Source organism: Streptomyces sp. JNUCC 63 (assembly GCF_054366325.1).
The window spans coordinates 8,604,847-8,622,248 of the sequence record NZ_CM135963.1 but is presented as its reverse complement, the minus strand read 5'-3'; the positions used below and the strand labels follow the sequence as shown (position 1 = coordinate 8,622,248).

The following is a 17,402-nucleotide window of genomic DNA, read 5'->3' as shown; positions in this document are numbered from 1 at the left end:
GTTGGTTCAGCGCCTGGCGCCCTGGAAACACCGGTGCCCACCGCGCTCTCTGTGCACCCGCACCACTTCGGCGAGTCGGCACCCGATCTCGTCGGCACGGTCCGCGCCCAGGACGAGCGGCCCGTCCGTCACGCGGCGGCGACCATCCCCCCGAGGCTCTTTCGATCTTCACTTAGAGGCTGCGCAGATAGGCGCGTGCTCATGGGCGGCGGTTCGGGCGGTTGTCCCAGCGGTGGGTCGTCCACGCCCTGCGGAGCAGGCTGCGGGCGGTGATGATCGTATCGGCGAGGTCGAAGAAGGCGTCGATGACCGCGGCGCGGCGTTCGTAGCAGCGGGCGAGCCGGTGGAAGGCGTTCTGCCAGGCGTGGGTGCGCTCGACGCGCCACCGCCGGCTCGCCTGGGTCGGCGCCTTCTCGCCCTTGTGCGCGATGCGGCCGTGCAGGCTGCGCGTGGCGAGTTCGGCGCGGGTCTTGTCCGAGTCGTAGCCGGCGTCCAGGTGCACGGTGATGTCCTCGGGCAGCGGCCCCAGGTCCGCCAGCAGGTCCAGGGCCGGAGCCAGCAGCGGAGAGTCGTGGCGGTTCGCTCCGGCCAGGACCCTGCCCAGCGGGATCCCATAACCATCCGTCATGCCCGAGCGTTTCAGGCCCTGTTTGCCGCGGTCGACCGGCGAGCGCCCGGCGGCCTCGCCGCCGCCGGGGGCCTTGGTGATGGCGCCGTCGATGGCGATGTGGTCGAGCACGAGCCCGACGATCCGGTCGTAGGACTCCAGCGCGATCTGTTTGAGCCGGGCGAAGACGCCGAGCCGGATCCACTCGTCGCGGCGGTTGCGGATGGTGGTCGCCGAGCAGGTGGTGTCGGCGATCGCCTGGTAGGAGCAGCCGAACCGCAGGAGCTGGAGCAGCTTGTCGAACACGATCCGGTCGCTGATACGGCTGCGGTGGCAGCCCAGCGGGTGGGCCGGATCGACCGCGGGGCGCTCGGGCAGCAGTGCCGCGAATTGGTCCCAGAGCGGGTCGGTCAGCCATGATGGAAGGACGGGCACAGGTCTCCCCAGTGGTCACAGAGCGTCGCAACTCCATGATCACTGGGACCTGTGCCCGCCTTGTTGCCGGGGCTCCCCACGTCGCCTATTTGCGCGAGTTCTTAGCCTCGATCCACCGAGCAATAGCGGGTCCGGGGCTTGGACATGAGGACGCGGATGCCCTCTGAGCTGGGATGATGGGACTTCCTACGGTTCCACATCCACAGAGCAAGAGAGCACCCGCGAGATGCAATCTTCCCATGCCGCGTCGGCGGTGTCCGCTGCGTTCGATGACGCGAATCTGGTCGCGCATGCCGGGCTGGTCCCGGTGATGCGGCTGGCCGAGCGGTGCGGGCTCGCCCGTCTGACGGCGGACAAGGTGAAGCTGGGCGGGGCGAAGAACGGTGCGGGTGCCGCGGCGGACGCCAAGGTCACCAGCATGGTGGCCGAAATGGTGGCGGGCGCCGACAGCATCGACGACCTGGACCTGCTGCGGCACGGCGCCATGCCGGCTCTGTTCGGCGGGATCCGCGCCCCGTCCACGCTCGGCACCTTCCTGTGCGCGTTCACCCACGGCCACGCCCTGCAACTGCACGCCGTGCACCGGAAGTTCCTGGGCGCCCTGACCCGGCACACTCCGCTGCTGCCCGGCGCCGGCGAGAAGGCGTTCATCGACGTTGACTCCACCCACAAACGGGTCTACGGCCGCGCCAAGCAGGGCGCGGAGTAAGGCCGGTTCAAGGGCATCCGCACCCTGCACCCCCTGCTCGCCACCCTCTGCACCCCCACCACCCGGCCGGTGATCGCCACCGTGCGGATGCGCCGCGGCAAGGCAGCCGACTCCCGGGGCGCCCCGAAATTCGTCAGCGAGGCCCTGGCCACCGCGGCCGGGGCCGGCTGCACCGGCCTGCGCATCCTGCGCGCGGACTCGCAGTTCTACAACGCCGGTGTGATCGCCGCCTGCCGCCGGGCCGGTGCCCGCTTCTCGATCACCTGCGGCATGAACCCCTCCGTCAAACGCGCCGTCCAGGCCATCCCGGACCAGGCATGGCAGCAGATCACCTACCCCACCGCCGTACCCGATCCCGACACGGGCGAGCTCATCTCAGGCGCCGAGGTCGCCGAGATCCCCGCCTACACCGCGTTCACCGGCCGCAAGAAGACCGAACGGGTCACCGCCCGCCTCATCGTGCGCCGTGTCCGCGACCTGGCCAGGCCCGCCACCGCCGGCGAGCAGGGCGAACTGTTCCCCGTCTGGCGCTACCACCCCTTCTTCACCGACAACCCCGCTCCGACGCTTCAGGCCGAGCGGGAACACCGCCACCACGCCGTCGTCGAACAGGTCATCGCCGACAGCAAAGCCGGAGCCCTGGCCCACCTGCCCTCGGGACACTTCCACGCCAACGCGGCCTGGCTGACCCTGTGGGCGATGGCCCACAACCTGCTGCGGGCCGCCGGCGCCCTGGCCTCCGCCTTCCACGCCAGGGTTACCACCGCAACCCTCCGCGCCCACCTGGTCCACATCCCCGCCAGGACCGCCCGCTCCGCCCGCCGCACCACCCTGCACCTGCCGCTCAACTGGCGTTGGCAGCACGCGTGGACACGACTGTTCACCACCGTCCACGCGCCGCCCGAGACACCCTGACGTCACCGACCACCCCGCCCGCCAGGGCCCGACCGGAGCCGAATCGTGGAAGAGCTGGGCAGACCAGCGGATGCACCCTGCCCGCACTCAGCCGACAGCCCAAGGACCCGCCCCGAAAACCCTCGGAGATCATTTCGAAACCACGTCGGTGGATCGAGGCTAAGTGGTCGGCTCCGTAAGTCCTTCGGGGGTTGACGTTGGAGCTTGCTGTGCGCTTACCCGCGGTCAAGTGCCGAGGCCGGTGAGGTGGAGGTGGCAGGCGGTGTCGAGAGCGTCCTCGGGGGTGCCGCTGCCGCTGCCGGTGGGCAGGAGGGCGTCCAGATAGCGGTCGCTGGCCGCGTCGTACAGGGCGAAGCCCCAACGGCTCGCGGTGCCGTGGTAGCGCAGGCGCATCAGCTTGACGTTCCCGCCATCGGCCAGTTCGCCTTCCACGTAGACGTACTGGCCCCGGTGGCGGACCCGCAGGCCGGCCAGCTGCGGCCAGGCGGCCTTGGCGCGCATGTTCAGGTACAGCTCGAGCTGAAGCCGGGTGTGTTCCGAGGGCGTGGGCACAGCGGACATCCTGCCGGAGGGCCGGGGACCGGGGTGCGGCAGGATGCGGCCTGTCGTGATCCACTTCTCGTGATCGGCGTTCCCGCCTTGCCCGTTGCCCCTGCCCGCCCGATAGCCCTGACCGCCTCCGAGCGCAAGCGGCTCAAGACGATGGCCTACGGCCACAAGACCGAGCACCGGATCCGTCAGCGTGCCCAGATCGTCCTGCTCGCGGCCCGGGGCCGCCCCAACGCCCGTATCGCTCGCGAGATGGGGCTGCACCTGGACACCGTCCGCACCTGGCGCGGCCGGTTCGCCGAGCACCGACTGCCGGCCCTGTCCGACCGCAAGCGCTCCGGACGCCCGGCCACCTTCACGCCGCTTCAGAGCGCGCAGGTCAAGGCCCTGGCCTGCCAACTGCCCGCCGAGAGCGGCACCCCGCTGTCACGCTGGTCCTGCCCGGAGCTGGCCTGCGAGGTCGCCGCCCGCGCCATTGCCGACACGATCTCAGCCTCCACCGTGCGGCGCTGGCTCAAGGAAGACGCGATCAAACCCTGGCAGCACCAGTCCTGGATCTTCATCACCGACCCCGCCTTCCGGCCCAGGGCCGAACGCGTGCTCGACCTGTACGCCCGCATCCGGAACGGCGAGGCCCTCGGCGCGGACGAATACGTGATCAGCGCCGACGAGAAGACCTCCATCCAGGCCCGCTGCCGCTGCCATCCCACCCTGGCCCCGGGCCAGGCCAGGGCGGTGCGGGTGAACCACACCTACGGCCGCGGCGGAGCCCTGGCCTACCTGGCCGCCTACGACGTCCACCGCGCAAAGGTCTTCGGCCGCTGCGAGCCGAGAACCGGCATCGACCCGTTCATGGCCCTGGTCGCCCAGGTCATGAGCACCGAGCCGTACGCCAGCGCCAAGCGCGTGTTCTGGATCGTGGACAACGGCTCCTCCCACCGCGGGCAGAAGGCCGCCGACCGGCTGACCGCCGCATTCCCCAACGCCGTCATGGTCCACACCCCGGTACATGCCTCCTGGTTGAACCAGGTGGAGATCTACTTCTCCGTCGTGCAGCGCAAGGTCGTCTCGCCCAACGACTTCACCGATCTCGACGAGATCGGGGACCGGCTCCGAGCGTTCGAAGACCGCTACAACGCCACGGCACAGCCGTTCCAGTGGAAGTTCACCACCTCCGACCTGGACGATCTGCTGGCCAGGCTCGACCGGCACACCACCGATCACCCAGAAGAATCCTCCGCCGGCCCGGTGACGTGATCAAGCCCCGAAGGACTTCCGGACGGGACTACTTAGGCGCGGCGGGCGCGTTCTTGTGCTTCCCGTTCCTCCTGCCGCCGTTTGGCTTCGGCTGCGGCCTTCTTCTGCTGTTCCTGGCGGGCCTGCTTGGCCCCGGCAGCAACGTCGAGCCCGGCGAGGACCTCCTGGCCGCCCTGCGACGCGAACTGCATGAGGAACACGCCCTCGGCCCTGCCCGGGTGAGCGCGCCGGAGCTGCTGTAGTGCCCGTCGCCCTCGCCGCCGCGGCAGCATCCACAGACGCCCTCCAAGCCCTGCGGCCCGAGACCGACCACACCCAGCCCGACCTCAGCACCACCCTGCGCTCGCCCGTCCCCCACCCTGTCCTCTACCGAGCACACCCGAGCCTTCACCCCGCCGGCCAGTACAGCTCCGCGTCACCCACTGGGAAATCCCTCACCCTGAACTGCGATCTGGTCGGTCGTGCGTCAGCCGGTGAGATCAGCGATGGCTCGCAGCGCCGCGACGTGCCTCGCGTACGTCGCCTTCCCTTCGCCGGACAGTGACAGCCACGTACGCGGCCGTCGGCCGACACGCCCCTTTTCGACGTGGACGTAACCCGCCTTCTCCAGCAGCGCCACCTGCTTGGACAGCATCGCGTCGCTGATCTCCACACTGTCGCGCACCGCAGCGAACTCAGCGTTCGCGACGCCGGCAAGCGCGGCAACGATCGAGAACCGGACCGCGTGGATCAGCAGGTCGTCCAGATCGCGGCGCGGGTGGCTCAGGGCTGCCCCCTGCCCGCGATCGCTGTCGTGCCCGTGGCTCATGCGCGCCGCTCCCGAACCGCTCCGATCAGCATGGGAAGTGCGACGATCACACCGGCGGGCAGCCAGTAAGCCAGGTCTCCGATCGTCTCGTCGCTGCCGACCGCCAGAGCCACGCCGTAGAGGGCGAAACTGCCGCCCCAGTAGGGGCTGATACGCCGGCCCGTGCCGGAGAGGTGGGCCAGGCGGCGCCGCTCCCACACCGACATCACCACGGCCAACACCCCCCACGCGGCAAAGACGACGGCTTTCAACAGCTTCGACTCGATCAGCCCGACGGCGGCCGTGACCAAGCCGATACCGACACCGAACACGACGAGTTTGGTGCTGGCCCAGCGCGCGCGTACGCGCAGCCGCTCAGACGCGCCTGCGGCGCAGCGTAGCGCCTCACGGGCGGCCTCGGGTGTCATCGCTTCATCCATGCATTCCACTCTGGCATCTAGTTACCAAAATGGCAACTAGATGCTGTGATCCAGTCGGCGGCAAGCGCGGCACGGCGCGCAGAACAGGGGCACTCTTCGACATACCTGACACGCCGCCACCGCGCGCCTGCACCGGGGGCAGCCGCACCGTTCCTCGCTTTACTTGAGCAGCAACCCGGCGAGCACGCCCGTACCGCCTGCCCCCAACTGACGGCGTCCGCCACGGCGCAACCTTCGCCCACGCCAACGGTGAACTGCCGGGGGACCGAGGCCGTCAAGCTGATGCGCCTGCGCTACGGCCAAACTGTCACCAGGTTGGGCTTTACCCTCTACCACGCCAGCAGCGACCGCTAAGAGGACTCCCTTCTGCCCACCGGCGTCCTCGCGGGCAGCCCCGGAGACGACCTCGACTGCGCCCGCGCAGTCCACCTTGCCGCGCCCGACATCTGACCAGCCGACACGCACGCCACCAGATCCAAAAACAACCCCCGAAGGACTTCCGGAGCCGACCACTAAGTGTTCTGCCCTGGGAGGGCCGACCACCAGGTGCAGTTGAGCAGATCCCGGCACGAGACCGTCCCCACCCACGATCACTCTCCGTCTATCGCATCTGATGCGAGAATTTCGCATCAGATGCGAACCTGGGGCGTCTTCGCAGGTCAATCGCCCGATGGAGTGACGCACCCGCAAAGGCGCCGCTGCGACGGCTATCGTGGTTCCGCGCGATGCCGAGGTCAACGTCCCTGGTGGGACCGTTCGCCCGCGGTTCGGGGGTGACCTCCAGGTCGGGTGTCGCCTATTCGCATCCGATGCAATTGGCGTCGGTAGGGACAACGGAACCGTGATTGACGGTAGCGGTGGTTCCGGTTCGGGTCTCTCGCAAACGGTTAGTTGAGAGAGGCGGCCGTGTCGCCTCGTCGCTGTCGCAGAGGGCCCGGCTGTCCCCGCTCCAGTTCGACCACATCAACCTCGGCCGCTACGCCTTCGCCCAGCCTGCAGCCCCGGGAACGTGCGAGCTACGCGCCCCGGGACTGCAGGAGGACGATCCCGACGAGCCGTAAGTCGGGGTCAGCCTCGTGAGCTGGTCGACGATCGGCGTGTGCGCTGCGGCGGGATGCGGCGCGGTCGGCTGGTGGGATCGGCGCGCCAGGCACGGTGGACACTGAGGAGATCAGCCCGCTGGTCAGGGTCCGTGTCTTGGAGGACCATGCGCAAGGTGATCAAGTCACGCAGGCTGCGGGCGAGGTCGACCAAGGCGGGGTATCGGCTCCGGGTCCCACCGGCCTCGTTGCGGAGCCGGGTGGTGGTCTTGTCCTGGTAGCGAGAGCGCCCGCGGCGACGGACGCGGGATTCGGCACAAGGCGGGAGAACAGCTGCGAACGGCGGGTGTTAACTTCCTTTCCATGGTGGGGCACCAGGACGAGACCAGGGCGGCCTACGACGGGGTCGTCGAGCTGTATGCGTCGATGTTCGCTGATCGACTGGAGACGCAGCCGTTCTCGCGGAACATGATCGGCATCTTTGCCGAGCTGGTGCGCGGGACGGGGAACCCGCGGGCGGCCGACGTCGGGTGCGGGCCCGGACATCTGACGGCCATGCTGCATGAGCTGGGGCTGGATGCCTTCGGGCTCGACCTCTCCCCAGCCATGGTCGACCACGCCCGGCGGGCCCATCCGGCGCTGCAGTTCGACGAGGCGCGGATGGAGGCCCTGCCAGTCGAGGACGGCGCGCTCGGCGGCGTGCTGGCCCACTACTCGATGATCCACACTCCTCCTGGGGAACTACCCGCGCTGCTCGCCGAGCAGGCGCGTGGCCTGGCACCAGGGGGCCTGCTCCTGGTCTCGTTCTTCGCGACCGACGGGCCCGAGCCGGTCCGCTTCGACCACAAGGTGACGCCCGCCTATAGCTGGCCGGCGGACCGGTTCGCCGAGCTGCTGGCCGGGGCCGGGCTCGTCACGTTCGCCCGGTTGCTCCACGACCCGGCCTCTGAGCGGGGCTTCCTCGACGCCCACTTGCTCGCCCGCAAGTCGGAGGACACCGTCGAGGCCACCGCACAATAAGCCAGCAGGATCGGTGACAGCGTTCTTACCGGCACCCCAGATCGCGCAGAAGCTTGTCATCACCTCGGGCAAGAACAAGGGCGAACACCCCTCGGTCGCCACCGTCTACCGCATCCTCGCCGAGGAAGCCGACAGCACCGCGTGAGACCGGACGCCCGCCAGGTCTTCAAGATCAACTCGTTGCCCCTTTGACGCGTATCTGGGTCACACCCCCAAACGAGTGGTCATCGCGATCAACAAGATCCCTGCCGAGGAAATGACACGACGGTGAGAGGAAACACCCATCCAAGCCGTGAGGCAGCGGGAAGCTGCTCAGTGCCTCGTCTCGTACCTGGTCAGGACCACGCCGCCGGGAAACGTCCGCGTCTCCACCAGGTTCACGTTCACCCAGTTGTCCAGCGCGGTGAAGAACGGCGTGCCGCCGCCCACCAGGACCGGATGGGCGGCGATCGCGTACTCGTCGATCAGCCCGGCGCGCATGGCCGCCCCGGCGAGCGTTGCGCCGCCGATGTTCATTGGGCCGCCGTCCTCGGCCTTGAGCCGGGTGATCTCGGCGATCGCGTCGCCGGTGACCAGGCGGGTGTTCCAGTCGACCTTGTCGATCGTCGAGGAGAACACCACCTTCGGCGTGTCCCGCCAGTTCCGCGCGAACTCGATCTCCGCCGGGGTGGCGTTGGGCTGCCGGTCGCCGGTCGGCCAGTAGGAGCTCATCGTCTCCCACAGCTTGCGCCCGTACAGCGACAGGCCACTCGCCTGCTCGTGGTCGAGCCACCACTGGAACAGCTCGTCGCTCGGCGGTCCGCTCCAGCCGATGTCGTCGCCGGCCGCGGCGATGTAGCCGTCCAGGGTCAGGTTCATGCCGTAGATCAGTTTCCGCATGGCCCAGCCTTCCGTCCGTGGGTGTCCGGCGTATAGACCAGCGCGGCGCGGGAAACTCATCGGTGCGCGATCCGGGCTCGCCGGTAGCCCTCGTGCTCGGGGTTCAGCGTGGTGTACTCGGCCGACACGGGCAAGCCGCCTGATCTCGACCTCGCCCTCGCGAGGAAATGCCACGGATTTGAGACTGATCATGGATGAAAAGGCCGTGAGACAGCCAAGAACGCCCAGGTCACGCAAGATCGACATGCCACGAGCGGCGAGACCCCACATGGCTGTAGGGGCTCACCTTTCGTGTCGGAATCGCATGGCTGATGCCGGATGGAAGTCGGATCCGACGTAGCGCTAAGACGTGCAGGTCGTGCCCGTACCTCGTTCGAATTGAAACGCCGACGCCTGGAAGGTCAAGCGGCCGCGGCGGGAACAGCCGGTCCGGCCGCCGCTGTTGCATCGGCCGAGGGACCGGCGCCGCACGGGCGGGGAACACGGGGACCACAAGGTCGTCCGCCCCGTCAGGATCCGGGCTCCGGGATCGCGGTACGTCCGCCGCGCACTCGAACCAAGACGTATTTCTGCAGGAGGACTGTTTCATGACTGACCGGCCCTTGACGCTCATGGCAGTGCACGCTCATCCCGACGACGAGGCCACCGGTACCGGAGGGATCCTCGCGCGGTACGCGGCGGAAGGCATCCGCACGGTTCTCGTGACGTGTACCGACGGCGGTTGCGGTGACGGACCGGGGGGTGTCAAGCCGGGCGATCCCGGGCACGATCCGGCGGCCGTCGCCTTGATGCGCCGTCAAGAACTCAAGGCGAGCTGTGACGTCCTGAAGGTCAGCGATCTGGAGATGCTGGACTATGCCGACTCCGGGATGACGGGCTGGCCGAGCAACGACGCCCCCGGATCCTTCTGGCAGACCCCCGTGGAGGAAGGCGCCGCCCGACTCGCGGAACTCATGCGGCACTACCGACCCGATGTGGTCGTCACTTACGACGAAAATGGTTTCTACGGCCACCCCGACCACATCCAGGCCCACCGCATCACGATGGCGGCGCTGGAGATGACCGCGCTGACACCGAAGGTGTACTGGACGACGATGCCCCGCTCGATGATGCAGCAGTTCGGTGAGGTCATGCGCGATTTTCATGAGGACGTGCCGGAGCTGGATCCTGCCGAGGCCGCCGCGATGGCCGAGATCGGCCTCCCCGACGATGAGATCACCACGTGGGTGGACACCACCGCATTCAGCGGTCAGAAGTTCGACGCGCTGGCCGCGCACGCCAGTCAGGGCGAGAACATCTTCTTCCTCAAGATGGGCAAGAAGAGGTTCGGCGAGTTGATGGGCACGGAGACCTTCGTACGTGTCCAGGACGCCACCGGCGCGGCCGTACCCGAGAACGATCTCTTCGCCGGACTGCGCTGATCCGCCCGTCCGACTGGGGCCCGGGAAAGCCCATCGGCCGCACGGCGCGATCGAGCGCGTCACACACCCGGAGTCACTAGGCGAGTCGGACGCGCTAGGCGCCGCCCCGGCCGGGCGGCGCATCCTCACAGCGGTGCGCCGCCTGCCTGCGCTGTCGCGCCGCGGTGCCGGCGGCCGCTGTGGCCCCGCTGCTCGTGGAACATCTGTCCGACCCGCTCGATGCCCGCGTCCGCGGACACGTCCGGATCGTTGAGGCCCACGCCGCCTGCCATTGTCTGCAGCGCTTCGCCGCCCTGCACGCGGGCCTCGTCCACGCTGCCGGCGGCAGCGACGCCTGTGAGCTGCGGCGCGCCGTCGAGGTCGGCCACCACCAGCTGTTCGACACAGCCGACTTGCCCATCCGCCGCGACACCCGCTCGGCCGCCGGCGCGCTCGTCGCCCGCAAGCGGCTGATGCTGCAACTCGCCCTTCAGACCCGCCAGATCATCGCGCCTGCGCAGGGCCGCCGACACTTCCGGTCCGCAGCCCGGTGCACGACACCCATGTCGTCGACGAAGGAGGAAACTCCCATGCCCCACCTGCAGGACGAGCCCGAGCAGCGGACCGGCGAGGTGTATCTGCTGTTCGCCCACGAGCCGTACTACCCGGCCGCCGCCCAGGAGATCAACACCTCGCTCGTGGCCGCGGCCTCCCTGCTGCACCCGCGCGTACGGCAGCCCGACGGCGCGCGCATCTACGACCGCCTCACCCGCGGCCGGCTGCCGGGCGAGATCGTGCCGCTGTCCACGCTCACCCACGAACTGGGCGGCGAGGCGGGCTGGCCGGAGGTCGGCGACTGGGAGCAGGTCACCGGTGACCTGCTTCAACTTGTCCGCGACGGAGGCTGCGACGCGCTGAGCCTGGGACTGCCGGACCTGGCCCGCGCTCTGGTGTGCTGCGGCCCGCACAGCCAGGTGCGGGCCTACGACCCGGCGACCGGGCGGTATCAGGCCTACGGGCCGACCGACCGCATGAAGGTGCTGGTCGAGATCGGCAGGCACCTGGAGTGGGCGGAAGCGGGCTGCACCCTCTGGCCGGGCGACGGCCTGCCGGCCGAAGTACCTCCCGAAGGCCCCGGGTAATGTTCGGTTGCGGGCCCTACGCATTCTGGGCGGGCCTGCGCCGGCTGCTGACTTCGAGCCTGCGCCCCAAGCGCGGGCCTGATCACGATCTGCAGCTGAAGGGAAATACTTCAGCTGCAGATTGTGATCTCTGTGTTTGATTCGCGACTCGTCAGCGGCGATGGCCGGCCCGGGCTCGGGCCTGGTGGTGACGTCGTCGGGTGGATCAGTCGGGCCGGTGACCGGATCGTGCAAGGGTCGGACGACGAACACCGTGAATGGTCGATGAAGCCGTGCCGGTGGCCGAAGCGCGGATCAGCCTGTCCGGGGCGGGGCGTCGGGGTGGGTGTGTCACCATCGCCAGATGAGTACCACCCCGGCCTCGACGCGCGGCGCCCAGCTCTCGCAGTTGCGGCAGCTACGCCTGGCCAAGGACGTCATGGACCGTGATTGGGCCGAGCCCATCGACCTGGACGCGGTCGCCGCGCATGCCGGGTACTCGCGTTACCACTTCGTCCGCGTCTTCCGGGCTGTGTACGGGCAGACACCCGGGCAGTATCTGAGCCGCCGCCGTATCGAGCGCGCGGAGGACCTGCTGCGCACCGCCGACCTGTCGGTCACCGAGATCTGCACACTGGTGGGCTTCACCAGCCTGGGCTCCTTCTCCTCGAGCTTCAAAAAGCACACCGGCCTCACGCCGAGTGAGTACCGTGCCCGGCATGTCGGGCAGGGGGCGGCGCTGATCCCGGGGTGCTATGCGCTGCTCTGGCACGGAAGTTTCAAGGGACTGCTGGAGCACAGCACCGAAGAGCGCAATTCTGGAGAAGCCCGGTGAGGCAGCGGTAACTACGGTGGGCTGCAGCGCGTGGCGAGCGGCGCCCCGCACGAGCGCGGGAGTCAGTTGTGATCAAGGGTTTGTCCATCGCCAACGTCTGGGTTCTCGACCACGAGCGGGCCAGGGCGTTCTACACCGAGAAGCTGGGACTGGAGGTTTGTACCGACATGACGATGGGCGAGGCCGGGATGCGCTGGCTCACCGTCGGCGCCAAGGACCAGCCGGATCTCGAGCTCACACTGATGGTCCCAGGCCCGCCCGCGCTCGATCCGGAGTCCGCCGAGGAGCTGAAGAAGCTGATCGCCAAGGGCGTACTGGGCGCGGGCGTATTCGCCACCGACGACATCCATGCCGACTATCAGGCGATGAAGGCGCGCGGTGTGGAGTTCCTGCAGGAACCGCAGGAGCGGCCGTACGGCATCGAGGCCATCTTCCGCGATGATTCCGGCAATTGGTTTTCCTTCACCCAGCGCCGCGAGCAGCTCGATCTCGACAAGGACTGGAGCTGCTGATACATAAGCCGTAGACCGTGATCTTCATGCCCGGAGTGCGGCTTGTCGCCGGTAATGGCTGTCCCGGAACCCGGTGACCGTTGTGCCGGCGGCCGCGGTCCGGCTGGTCCGGCTGTGCCCGCCCGTTCAGCCTCGCGAAATGCCCACCCACAGCCCCGTGGGGGCCTTGTTGTTCAGAACGTCCACCGTGTATGGGTGTAGACCCCGTCACCCCGGCCGAAGCCGTACGCGGTGGCCGGGGCCACCGCGAACACCACCGCGTCCCCCGTCCGGAACGCGTCCCCGATCCCATGGAAGGTGCCCTCCGGCGAGGTGATGTGCGGCCCGTACTTCGCCTCGTACGCCGCGATCACCTCTTCCAGCACCGCCGGATCGGCAACCGGCTCCGCCATGCCCTCGACCACGAGGTCGAGCCCCTCGGTGAGCGAGTTCCTGCCGGTGGTCAGCGCGCAGTGCCCGTCATGAGCGAGGTTCCTCGCCTTCTGCTCCCCGGCGCCGGTGGAGAAGTACAGCACCCCGTCGTGCCAGGCGGCGATCACGGGAGTGACGTGCGGCCGGCCGTCGGGCCGCACCGTGGACACCCAGAAGATCTCGGCGGCCTCCAGCCGCCGCCGGGCCTCGGCCCACGCGGTGGCGGTGACGTCCGCGGCACCCGGGCGGGGATGGAGCGCGGAGCTGTAGCGGGCGTCGAGCTGGCTCGTGGGCTGCTTTGCGGGTCCCTGTGCCGGCATGGCAGATCTCCTTCCTTCCCCATAACGACCGACTACCCGCACCGAAACCATCGCCCCACTCGTTTGTGTCCATCTGCACGCCCGACCACGACGGCCAGGACGCCGACCGCAGCAGGTCAGCGCGTCACACAGCTCACCAGGCCAGATGTTGCCGGGCATGCCATGGAGCAACGCTGCAGGTCGCCGGCGAGGGCACCACCCAGATCATGTACCACGCGGCAAGCAACGGTTTCGGGGAGCAGACCCTTCCGTGGACGAAGACGGAGACAGTCGAACTGACCGAGGGCGAGCAGAAGGTGGGGTACCTGGTGTCGATCGTCCCCGGCTCGGTCCGGGCCGCTGATGGAAGAGCAATGCTCATGACTTGTGGATCGGTCTTCGGGACGGCACGCGAAGGGCGTACCTTCCCGAATGATCCTGTATCGGTCACCAAGTCAGGCCCGCGTTCGCAGCGCGGGTCGGGAAGGCACGCCCGTGCTCAGCGTAGTCAACGAAGACGGCTCCACCGCTACCGGTTCGCTGATCGACGAGATCGTGCGGGAAGGCGCCCGCCGGATGCTCGCCGCCGCGCTGGAGGCAGAAGTCGACCAGTACATAGCCGAGTTGGCTGCCGAGCGGGACGAACGCGGGCGGCGCTTGGTGGTGCGCAACGGCCACCACCGCCCCCGCACCGTGACCACGGCCGCCGGCCCGGTCGAGGTCCGCGCCCCGCGAGTGAACGACCGCCGCGTCGACGAAGCGACCGGCGAACGGCAGCGGTTCTCCTCGAAAATCCTCCCGCCCTGGTGCCGCAAGTCCCCGAAGATCAGCGAGGTCCTGCCGCTGCTCTACCTGCACGGGCTGTCCAGCGGGGACTTCGTGCCCGCCCTTGAGCAGTTCCTCGGCTCCGCGGCCGGCCTGTCGGCGGCCACCGTGAACCGGCTCACGAAGCAGTGGCAGGACGACCACACGGCCTTCCAGAACCGGGACCTGTCCGGCACTGACTACGTCTACGTGTGGGCCGACGGCGTCCACCCCAAGGTCCGCCTCGGCCAGGCCCACTCCTGTGTCCTGGTCCTGATGGGCGTGCGGCTGGACGGCACCAAGGAGCTGATCGCGCTGGCCGAGGGGCTGCGGGAGTCGACGGAGTCGTGGGCCGACCTGCTGCGGGACTGCCGCCGCCGGGGCATGCGCGATCCGGCCCTCGTCGTGGGCGACGGCGCCATGGGCCTGTGGCGGGCCCTGGCGGAGGTGTTCCCGCAGGCCAGGCACCAAAGGTGCTGGGTCCACAAGACCCGTAATGTCATGAACACGCTGCCGAAGTCCGCGCAGCCCGGAGCGAAGAAGGCCCTGCAGGAGATATACAACGCCGAGGACCGCACCCACGCCGAGAAGGCGGCCCGCGCGTTCGAGAAGACCTATGGGGCGAAGTGGCCCAAGGCCGTGAAGAAGGTCACCGACGACCTGGACGAGCTCCTGGCGTTCTACGACTTCCCCGCCGAGCACTGGATCCATCTGCGGACCACGAACCCCATCGAGTCGACGTTCTCCACGATCAGGCTGCGGACGAAGGTCACCCGAGGAGCGGGCAGCCCGGCCGCCGCCCTGGCGATGGTGTTCAAGCTCGCCGAGGCCGCCCAGGCCCGCTGGCGGGCGGTCACCGCACCCCACCTCGTCGCCCTCGTCCGCTCCGGCGCCCGCTTCGAAAACGGCCACCTCGTCGAGAACCTCGAAGCCGCCTGAACCTCAACTCACCCACAAGTCTTGACAATTACTCCTGATGGAACGCTGCAGCCGACATCCTGCGTGATCAAGGTCGACGGCCAGCAGGTCGCTGACAACGAGGGGGCAAAGACCCCAACCAGACGATAGATGGCTGCGGTATCGGGGGAACTCCGTGGGGTGGGCCTCTGCTATTCGCTTCGAGGGGGCGGCAGGTCTCGACATCCCACCTCACTCCGGTGCAGCGCACCTCTCGGAGCTGAAAGCCTCAACTCACGCCGACCTCCGGCCACCACCTTCCTATGTTCACAGATTGTGATGGAATGCCACCATGTTGTGAAGTGGCCGAACTCAGAGGGCGGCCCAGCGGTCTCACTCGGCCTGCTCGGACTGCTGCTCGTCCTGGACGGGCGTGGACGTCTGCTCGGCCGCGGTGTAGTAGACGGAGCTGCCCTGCTTGGTGCGCTGAGCCTGGTTCTTGGCCACGAGTCCTTCGAGAGTGGTGCGCACGACAGTGGTCTTGATGCCGCGCTCGGGATGTGCCTTGTCGAGTGCGGTGGTGACTTCCGCCGCGGAGCGCGGTTCGCTCTGTTCGGTGAGGTGGTGGCGGACGAGTTCGACCAGCGTGGACTGGGCCGCCTTAGCGGCTCCGGACTTGCTCGCGGGCTTCCTGCCGGCCGCCGCCTTCTTGGAGGTCGCCTTCTTGACCGCCGCGCGGTCCTGTGCGTCGGCGGCCCTCTTCGCCCGCGTCCGCTTGCCGGCGCCAGGCTCACCAGAAGCCTTCTTGCGGGGAGCGGGCACGGCGGAGCTGTCCAGGACGGCCTCAGGCTGCACCGATGCCGGCGACACGCCAAGCACCTGCTGAACCGCCCCGGGTCAGGTGGAGGCTCGATTCCATGTAAGGATTGAGTCATGGCACGACCCTCCCGTTACCCGCTTGAGCTCCGCCGTCGTGCGGTGCGCATGGTCGCCGAAGTGCGCGGCGACTACCCGAACGAGACGGCGGCCCTGCAGGCGGTCGCGGACAAGCTCGGCATCGGCTCCCGCGAGACACTGCGGAACTGGCTGAAGCAGCATGAGGTCGACGCGGGGACGCGGCCGGGGACGACGACGGAGGAGTCCGCCCAGCTCAAGGCGCTCAAGAAGGAGAACGCCGAACTCAAGCGGGCCAACGAGATCCTGAAGGCCGCGGCGAGTTTCTTCGCGGCCGAGCTCGACCGGCCACACACGCGCTCGTAGCCTTCATCGACGAGCACCGGGACCGCTTCGGCGGCGTCGAGCCGATCTGCAGGACGCTCACCGCACACGACTGCAAGATCGCCCCTTCCACCTACTACGCCCACAAGAAACGCCTCGAAACCCCCTCCGCCCGTTCCCTGCGCGATGCGGAGCTCAAGGAGCGGATCCAGGAGGTCTACACGTCCAACTACCGCGTCTACGGCGCCCGGAAGATCTGGCGCGAGCTGAACCGGCAGGGACATGCGGTGGCCCGCTGCACCGTCGAGCGCCTGATGCGCGAGATGGGTGTCCAGGGCGCGGTGCGCGGCAAGCGCGTCATCACCACGATCCCCGGCGGGCAGGTCGAGCGGGCCCCCGACCTGGTCGACCGCGACTTCGTCGCCGTCGCTCCGAACCGGTGCTGGGTGGCGGACTTCACCCATGTGAAGACCTGGTCCGGAACCGTCTACGTCGCGTTCGTCGTGGACACCTTCTCCCGCCGGATCGTCGGCTGGTCGGCCGCCACCGTGAAGGAGACCGTCTTCGTCCTGGACGCCCTGGAGATGGCCGTCTGGCAACGCGACCGCGACCAACAGTCTGTTCAGCCAGGCGAGTTGATCCATCACTCGGACGCCGGGTCGCAATACACATCGTTCAAGCTCGCCGAGCACCTGGACGCCGCCGGCATCGCGGCGAGCATCGGATCCGTCGGTGACGCGTACGACAACGCCCTGATGGAGTCCACGATCGGCCTGTTCAAAACCGAGTTGATTAAGCCCCAGCGGCCCTGGAAGACGCTCTCCCAGGTGGAGTTGGCCACCGCCGAGTGGGTCGACTGGTACAACCACCGAAGACTCCACGGTGAGATAGGCCACGTTCCGCCCGTCGAATACGAAGCCAACTACTACACCGAACTCACGAAATCCCAGGTCATCACCACAATCTGAGATCTCTACCGAACCCGGGGCGGTTCAGATGGACCTTGCGCGGATGTTCAACAGCATCGTGCAGGGATGGATCAACTATTACGGGCGCTTCTACCAGTCCGGGTTGTATCCCCTCCTCCGGCGCATCAACGACTACCTGGTGCGGTGGGCGTGCCGGAAGTACAAACGACTCCGCCGCCGGGAGAAACGGGCGCGGGAACTGCTGGCGGGTGCGGCCCGCCGCTACCCGAACCTGTTCGCCCACTGGCGGTTCGGCCTCAAGCCTGACGGCTGGACGATGGGAGCCGTGTGAGCCGAGA

The 17,402-nt window shown here is 68.4% G+C and carries 19 protein-coding genes and 1 pseudogene; 11 read left to right on the top strand and 9 right to left on the bottom strand.

The window, feature by feature from the left end:
* Positions 1–199: 199 nt before the first annotated feature.
* The gene (locus ACX25U_RS40375; protein ID WP_454387518.1) at positions 200–1,042 is read right to left on the bottom strand and encodes an IS5 family transposase; all 843 of its coding nucleotides are present in this window, start codon (positions 1,040–1,042) and stop codon (positions 200–202) included.
* Between the two features lie 226 nt (positions 1,043–1,268).
* On the opposite strand from ACX25U_RS40375, the pseudogene ACX25U_RS40370 reads away from it, so the two are divergent.
* Positions 1,269–2,666 (top strand): annotated as a pseudogene (locus ACX25U_RS40370) (IS1380 family transposase).
* 225 nt (positions 2,667–2,891) lie between these two features.
* Here the strand turns inward: ACX25U_RS40370 and ACX25U_RS40365 are convergent.
* Entirely contained in the window at positions 2,892–3,218 is a 327-nt protein-coding gene (locus ACX25U_RS40365) for a hypothetical protein (protein ID WP_454387516.1), read from the bottom strand.
* Between the two features lie 87 nt (positions 3,219–3,305).
* On the opposite strand from ACX25U_RS40365, the gene ACX25U_RS40360 reads away from it, so the two are divergent.
* Positions 3,306–4,472, top strand: coding sequence for an IS630 family transposase (locus ACX25U_RS40360; protein ID WP_454387514.1), 1,167 nt, complete (start codon positions 3,306–3,308; stop codon positions 4,470–4,472).
* A 32-nt stretch (positions 4,473–4,504) separates the two neighbouring features.
* On the opposite strand, the gene ACX25U_RS40355 is transcribed toward ACX25U_RS40360, so the two are convergent.
* The 3 genes from ACX25U_RS40355 to ACX25U_RS40345 all read right to left on the bottom strand — a co-directional run bounded on the left by ACX25U_RS40355 (position 4,505) and on the right by ACX25U_RS40345 (position 5,699).
* A complete protein-coding gene (locus tag ACX25U_RS40355; protein WP_454387512.1) occupies positions 4,505–4,663 on the bottom strand; it encodes a hypothetical protein in 159 nt (52 codons plus the stop codon).
* A gap of 275 nt (positions 4,664–4,938) precedes the next feature.
* Positions 4,939–5,280: a winged helix-turn-helix domain-containing protein gene (locus ACX25U_RS40350; protein WP_454387510.1), complete on the bottom strand. Its 342-nt coding sequence runs from the start codon at positions 5,278–5,280 to the stop codon at positions 4,939–4,941.
* On the bottom strand, positions 5,277–5,699 hold the full coding sequence (locus ACX25U_RS40345) for a hypothetical protein (protein WP_454387508.1): 423 nt from the start codon (positions 5,697–5,699) through the stop codon (positions 5,277–5,279). The genes ACX25U_RS40350 and ACX25U_RS40345 overlap by 4 nt, the downstream gene beginning before the upstream one ends.
* A 1,403-nt stretch (positions 5,700–7,102) precedes the next feature.
* Here ACX25U_RS40345 and ACX25U_RS40340 point away from each other — a divergent pair.
* Both ACX25U_RS40340 and ACX25U_RS40335 read left to right on the top strand, forming a co-directional pair.
* A complete protein-coding gene (locus tag ACX25U_RS40340) occupies positions 7,103–7,759 on the top strand; it encodes a class I SAM-dependent methyltransferase (protein ID WP_454387506.1) in 657 nt (218 codons plus the stop codon).
* 13 nt (positions 7,760–7,772) lie between these two features.
* Entirely contained in the window at positions 7,773–7,904 is a 132-nt protein-coding gene (locus ACX25U_RS40335) for a hypothetical protein (protein ID WP_454387504.1), read from the top strand.
* 167 nt (positions 7,905–8,071) lie between these two features.
* Here ACX25U_RS40335 and ACX25U_RS40330 read toward each other — a convergent pair whose 3' ends face one another.
* A complete protein-coding gene (locus ACX25U_RS40330; protein ID WP_454387502.1) occupies positions 8,072–8,638 on the bottom strand; it encodes a dihydrofolate reductase family protein in 567 nt (188 codons plus the stop codon).
* A gap of 587 nt (positions 8,639–9,225) precedes the next feature.
* Between ACX25U_RS40330 and ACX25U_RS40325 the strand changes: the two genes are divergently transcribed.
* Positions 9,226–10,059 (top strand): PIG-L family deacetylase, encoded by an 834-nt coding sequence (locus tag ACX25U_RS40325; protein WP_454387500.1) that lies wholly within the window; start codon positions 9,226–9,228, stop codon positions 10,057–10,059.
* Positions 10,060–10,184: 125 nt separating this feature from the next.
* On the opposite strand, the gene ACX25U_RS40320 is transcribed toward ACX25U_RS40325, so the two are convergent.
* A complete protein-coding gene (locus ACX25U_RS40320; RefSeq protein WP_454387498.1) occupies positions 10,185–10,571 on the bottom strand; it encodes a hypothetical protein in 387 nt (128 codons plus the stop codon).
* Between the two features lie 57 nt (positions 10,572–10,628).
* On the opposite strand from ACX25U_RS40320, the gene ACX25U_RS40315 reads away from it, so the two are divergent.
* The 3 genes from ACX25U_RS40315 (at position 10,629) to ACX25U_RS40305 (ending at position 12,506) form a co-directional block, all read left to right on the top strand.
* Complete coding sequence (locus tag ACX25U_RS40315) at positions 10,629–11,180, top strand: hypothetical protein (RefSeq protein ID WP_454387496.1); 552 nt, start codon at positions 10,629–10,631, stop codon at positions 11,178–11,180.
* Positions 11,181–11,523: 343 nt separating this feature from the next.
* The gene (locus ACX25U_RS40310) at positions 11,524–11,994 is read left to right on the top strand and encodes a helix-turn-helix transcriptional regulator (protein ID WP_454387494.1); all 471 of its coding nucleotides are present in this window, start codon (positions 11,524–11,526) and stop codon (positions 11,992–11,994) included.
* A gap of 68 nt (positions 11,995–12,062) precedes the next feature.
* Positions 12,063–12,506 (top strand): VOC family protein, encoded by a 444-nt coding sequence (locus ACX25U_RS40305; protein ID WP_454387492.1) that lies wholly within the window; start codon positions 12,063–12,065, stop codon positions 12,504–12,506.
* Positions 12,507–12,679: 173 nt separating this feature from the next.
* Here ACX25U_RS40305 and ACX25U_RS40300 read toward each other — a convergent pair whose 3' ends face one another.
* The gene (locus ACX25U_RS40300) at positions 12,680–13,237 is read right to left on the bottom strand and encodes a pyridoxamine 5'-phosphate oxidase family protein (RefSeq protein WP_454387490.1); all 558 of its coding nucleotides are present in this window, start codon (positions 13,235–13,237) and stop codon (positions 12,680–12,682) included.
* Positions 13,238–13,711: 474 nt separating this feature from the next.
* Here ACX25U_RS40300 and ACX25U_RS40295 point away from each other — a divergent pair, with 474 nt between their 5' ends.
* Positions 13,712–14,959 carry an IS256 family transposase gene (locus ACX25U_RS40295; protein WP_454382163.1) on the top strand — a complete coding sequence of 416 codons (1,248 nt, stop codon included), beginning with the start codon at positions 13,712–13,714 and terminating at the stop codon, positions 14,957–14,959.
* A gap of 351 nt (positions 14,960–15,310) precedes the next feature.
* Here ACX25U_RS40295 and ACX25U_RS40290 read toward each other — a convergent pair whose 3' ends face one another.
* A complete protein-coding gene (locus ACX25U_RS40290) occupies positions 15,311–15,787 on the bottom strand; it encodes a hypothetical protein (RefSeq protein WP_454387488.1) in 477 nt (158 codons plus the stop codon).
* A gap of 63 nt (positions 15,788–15,850) precedes the next feature.
* Here ACX25U_RS40290 and ACX25U_RS40285 point away from each other — a divergent pair.
* Positions 15,851–17,103 (top strand): IS3 family transposase gene (locus tag ACX25U_RS40285; protein WP_454387486.1). Its coding sequence is split into 2 segments (ribosomal slippage): positions 15,851–16,133 and positions 16,133–17,103, totalling 1,254 coding nucleotides; the frame shifts between segments, so codons are not numbered across the junction.
* Positions 17,104–17,131: 28 nt separating this feature from the next.
* Positions 17,132–17,395, top strand: a complete 264-nt coding sequence (locus tag ACX25U_RS40280) for a group II intron maturase-specific domain-containing protein (RefSeq protein ID WP_454387484.1) — start codon at positions 17,132–17,134, stop codon at positions 17,393–17,395.
* Positions 17,396–17,402: the final 7 nt, after the last annotated feature.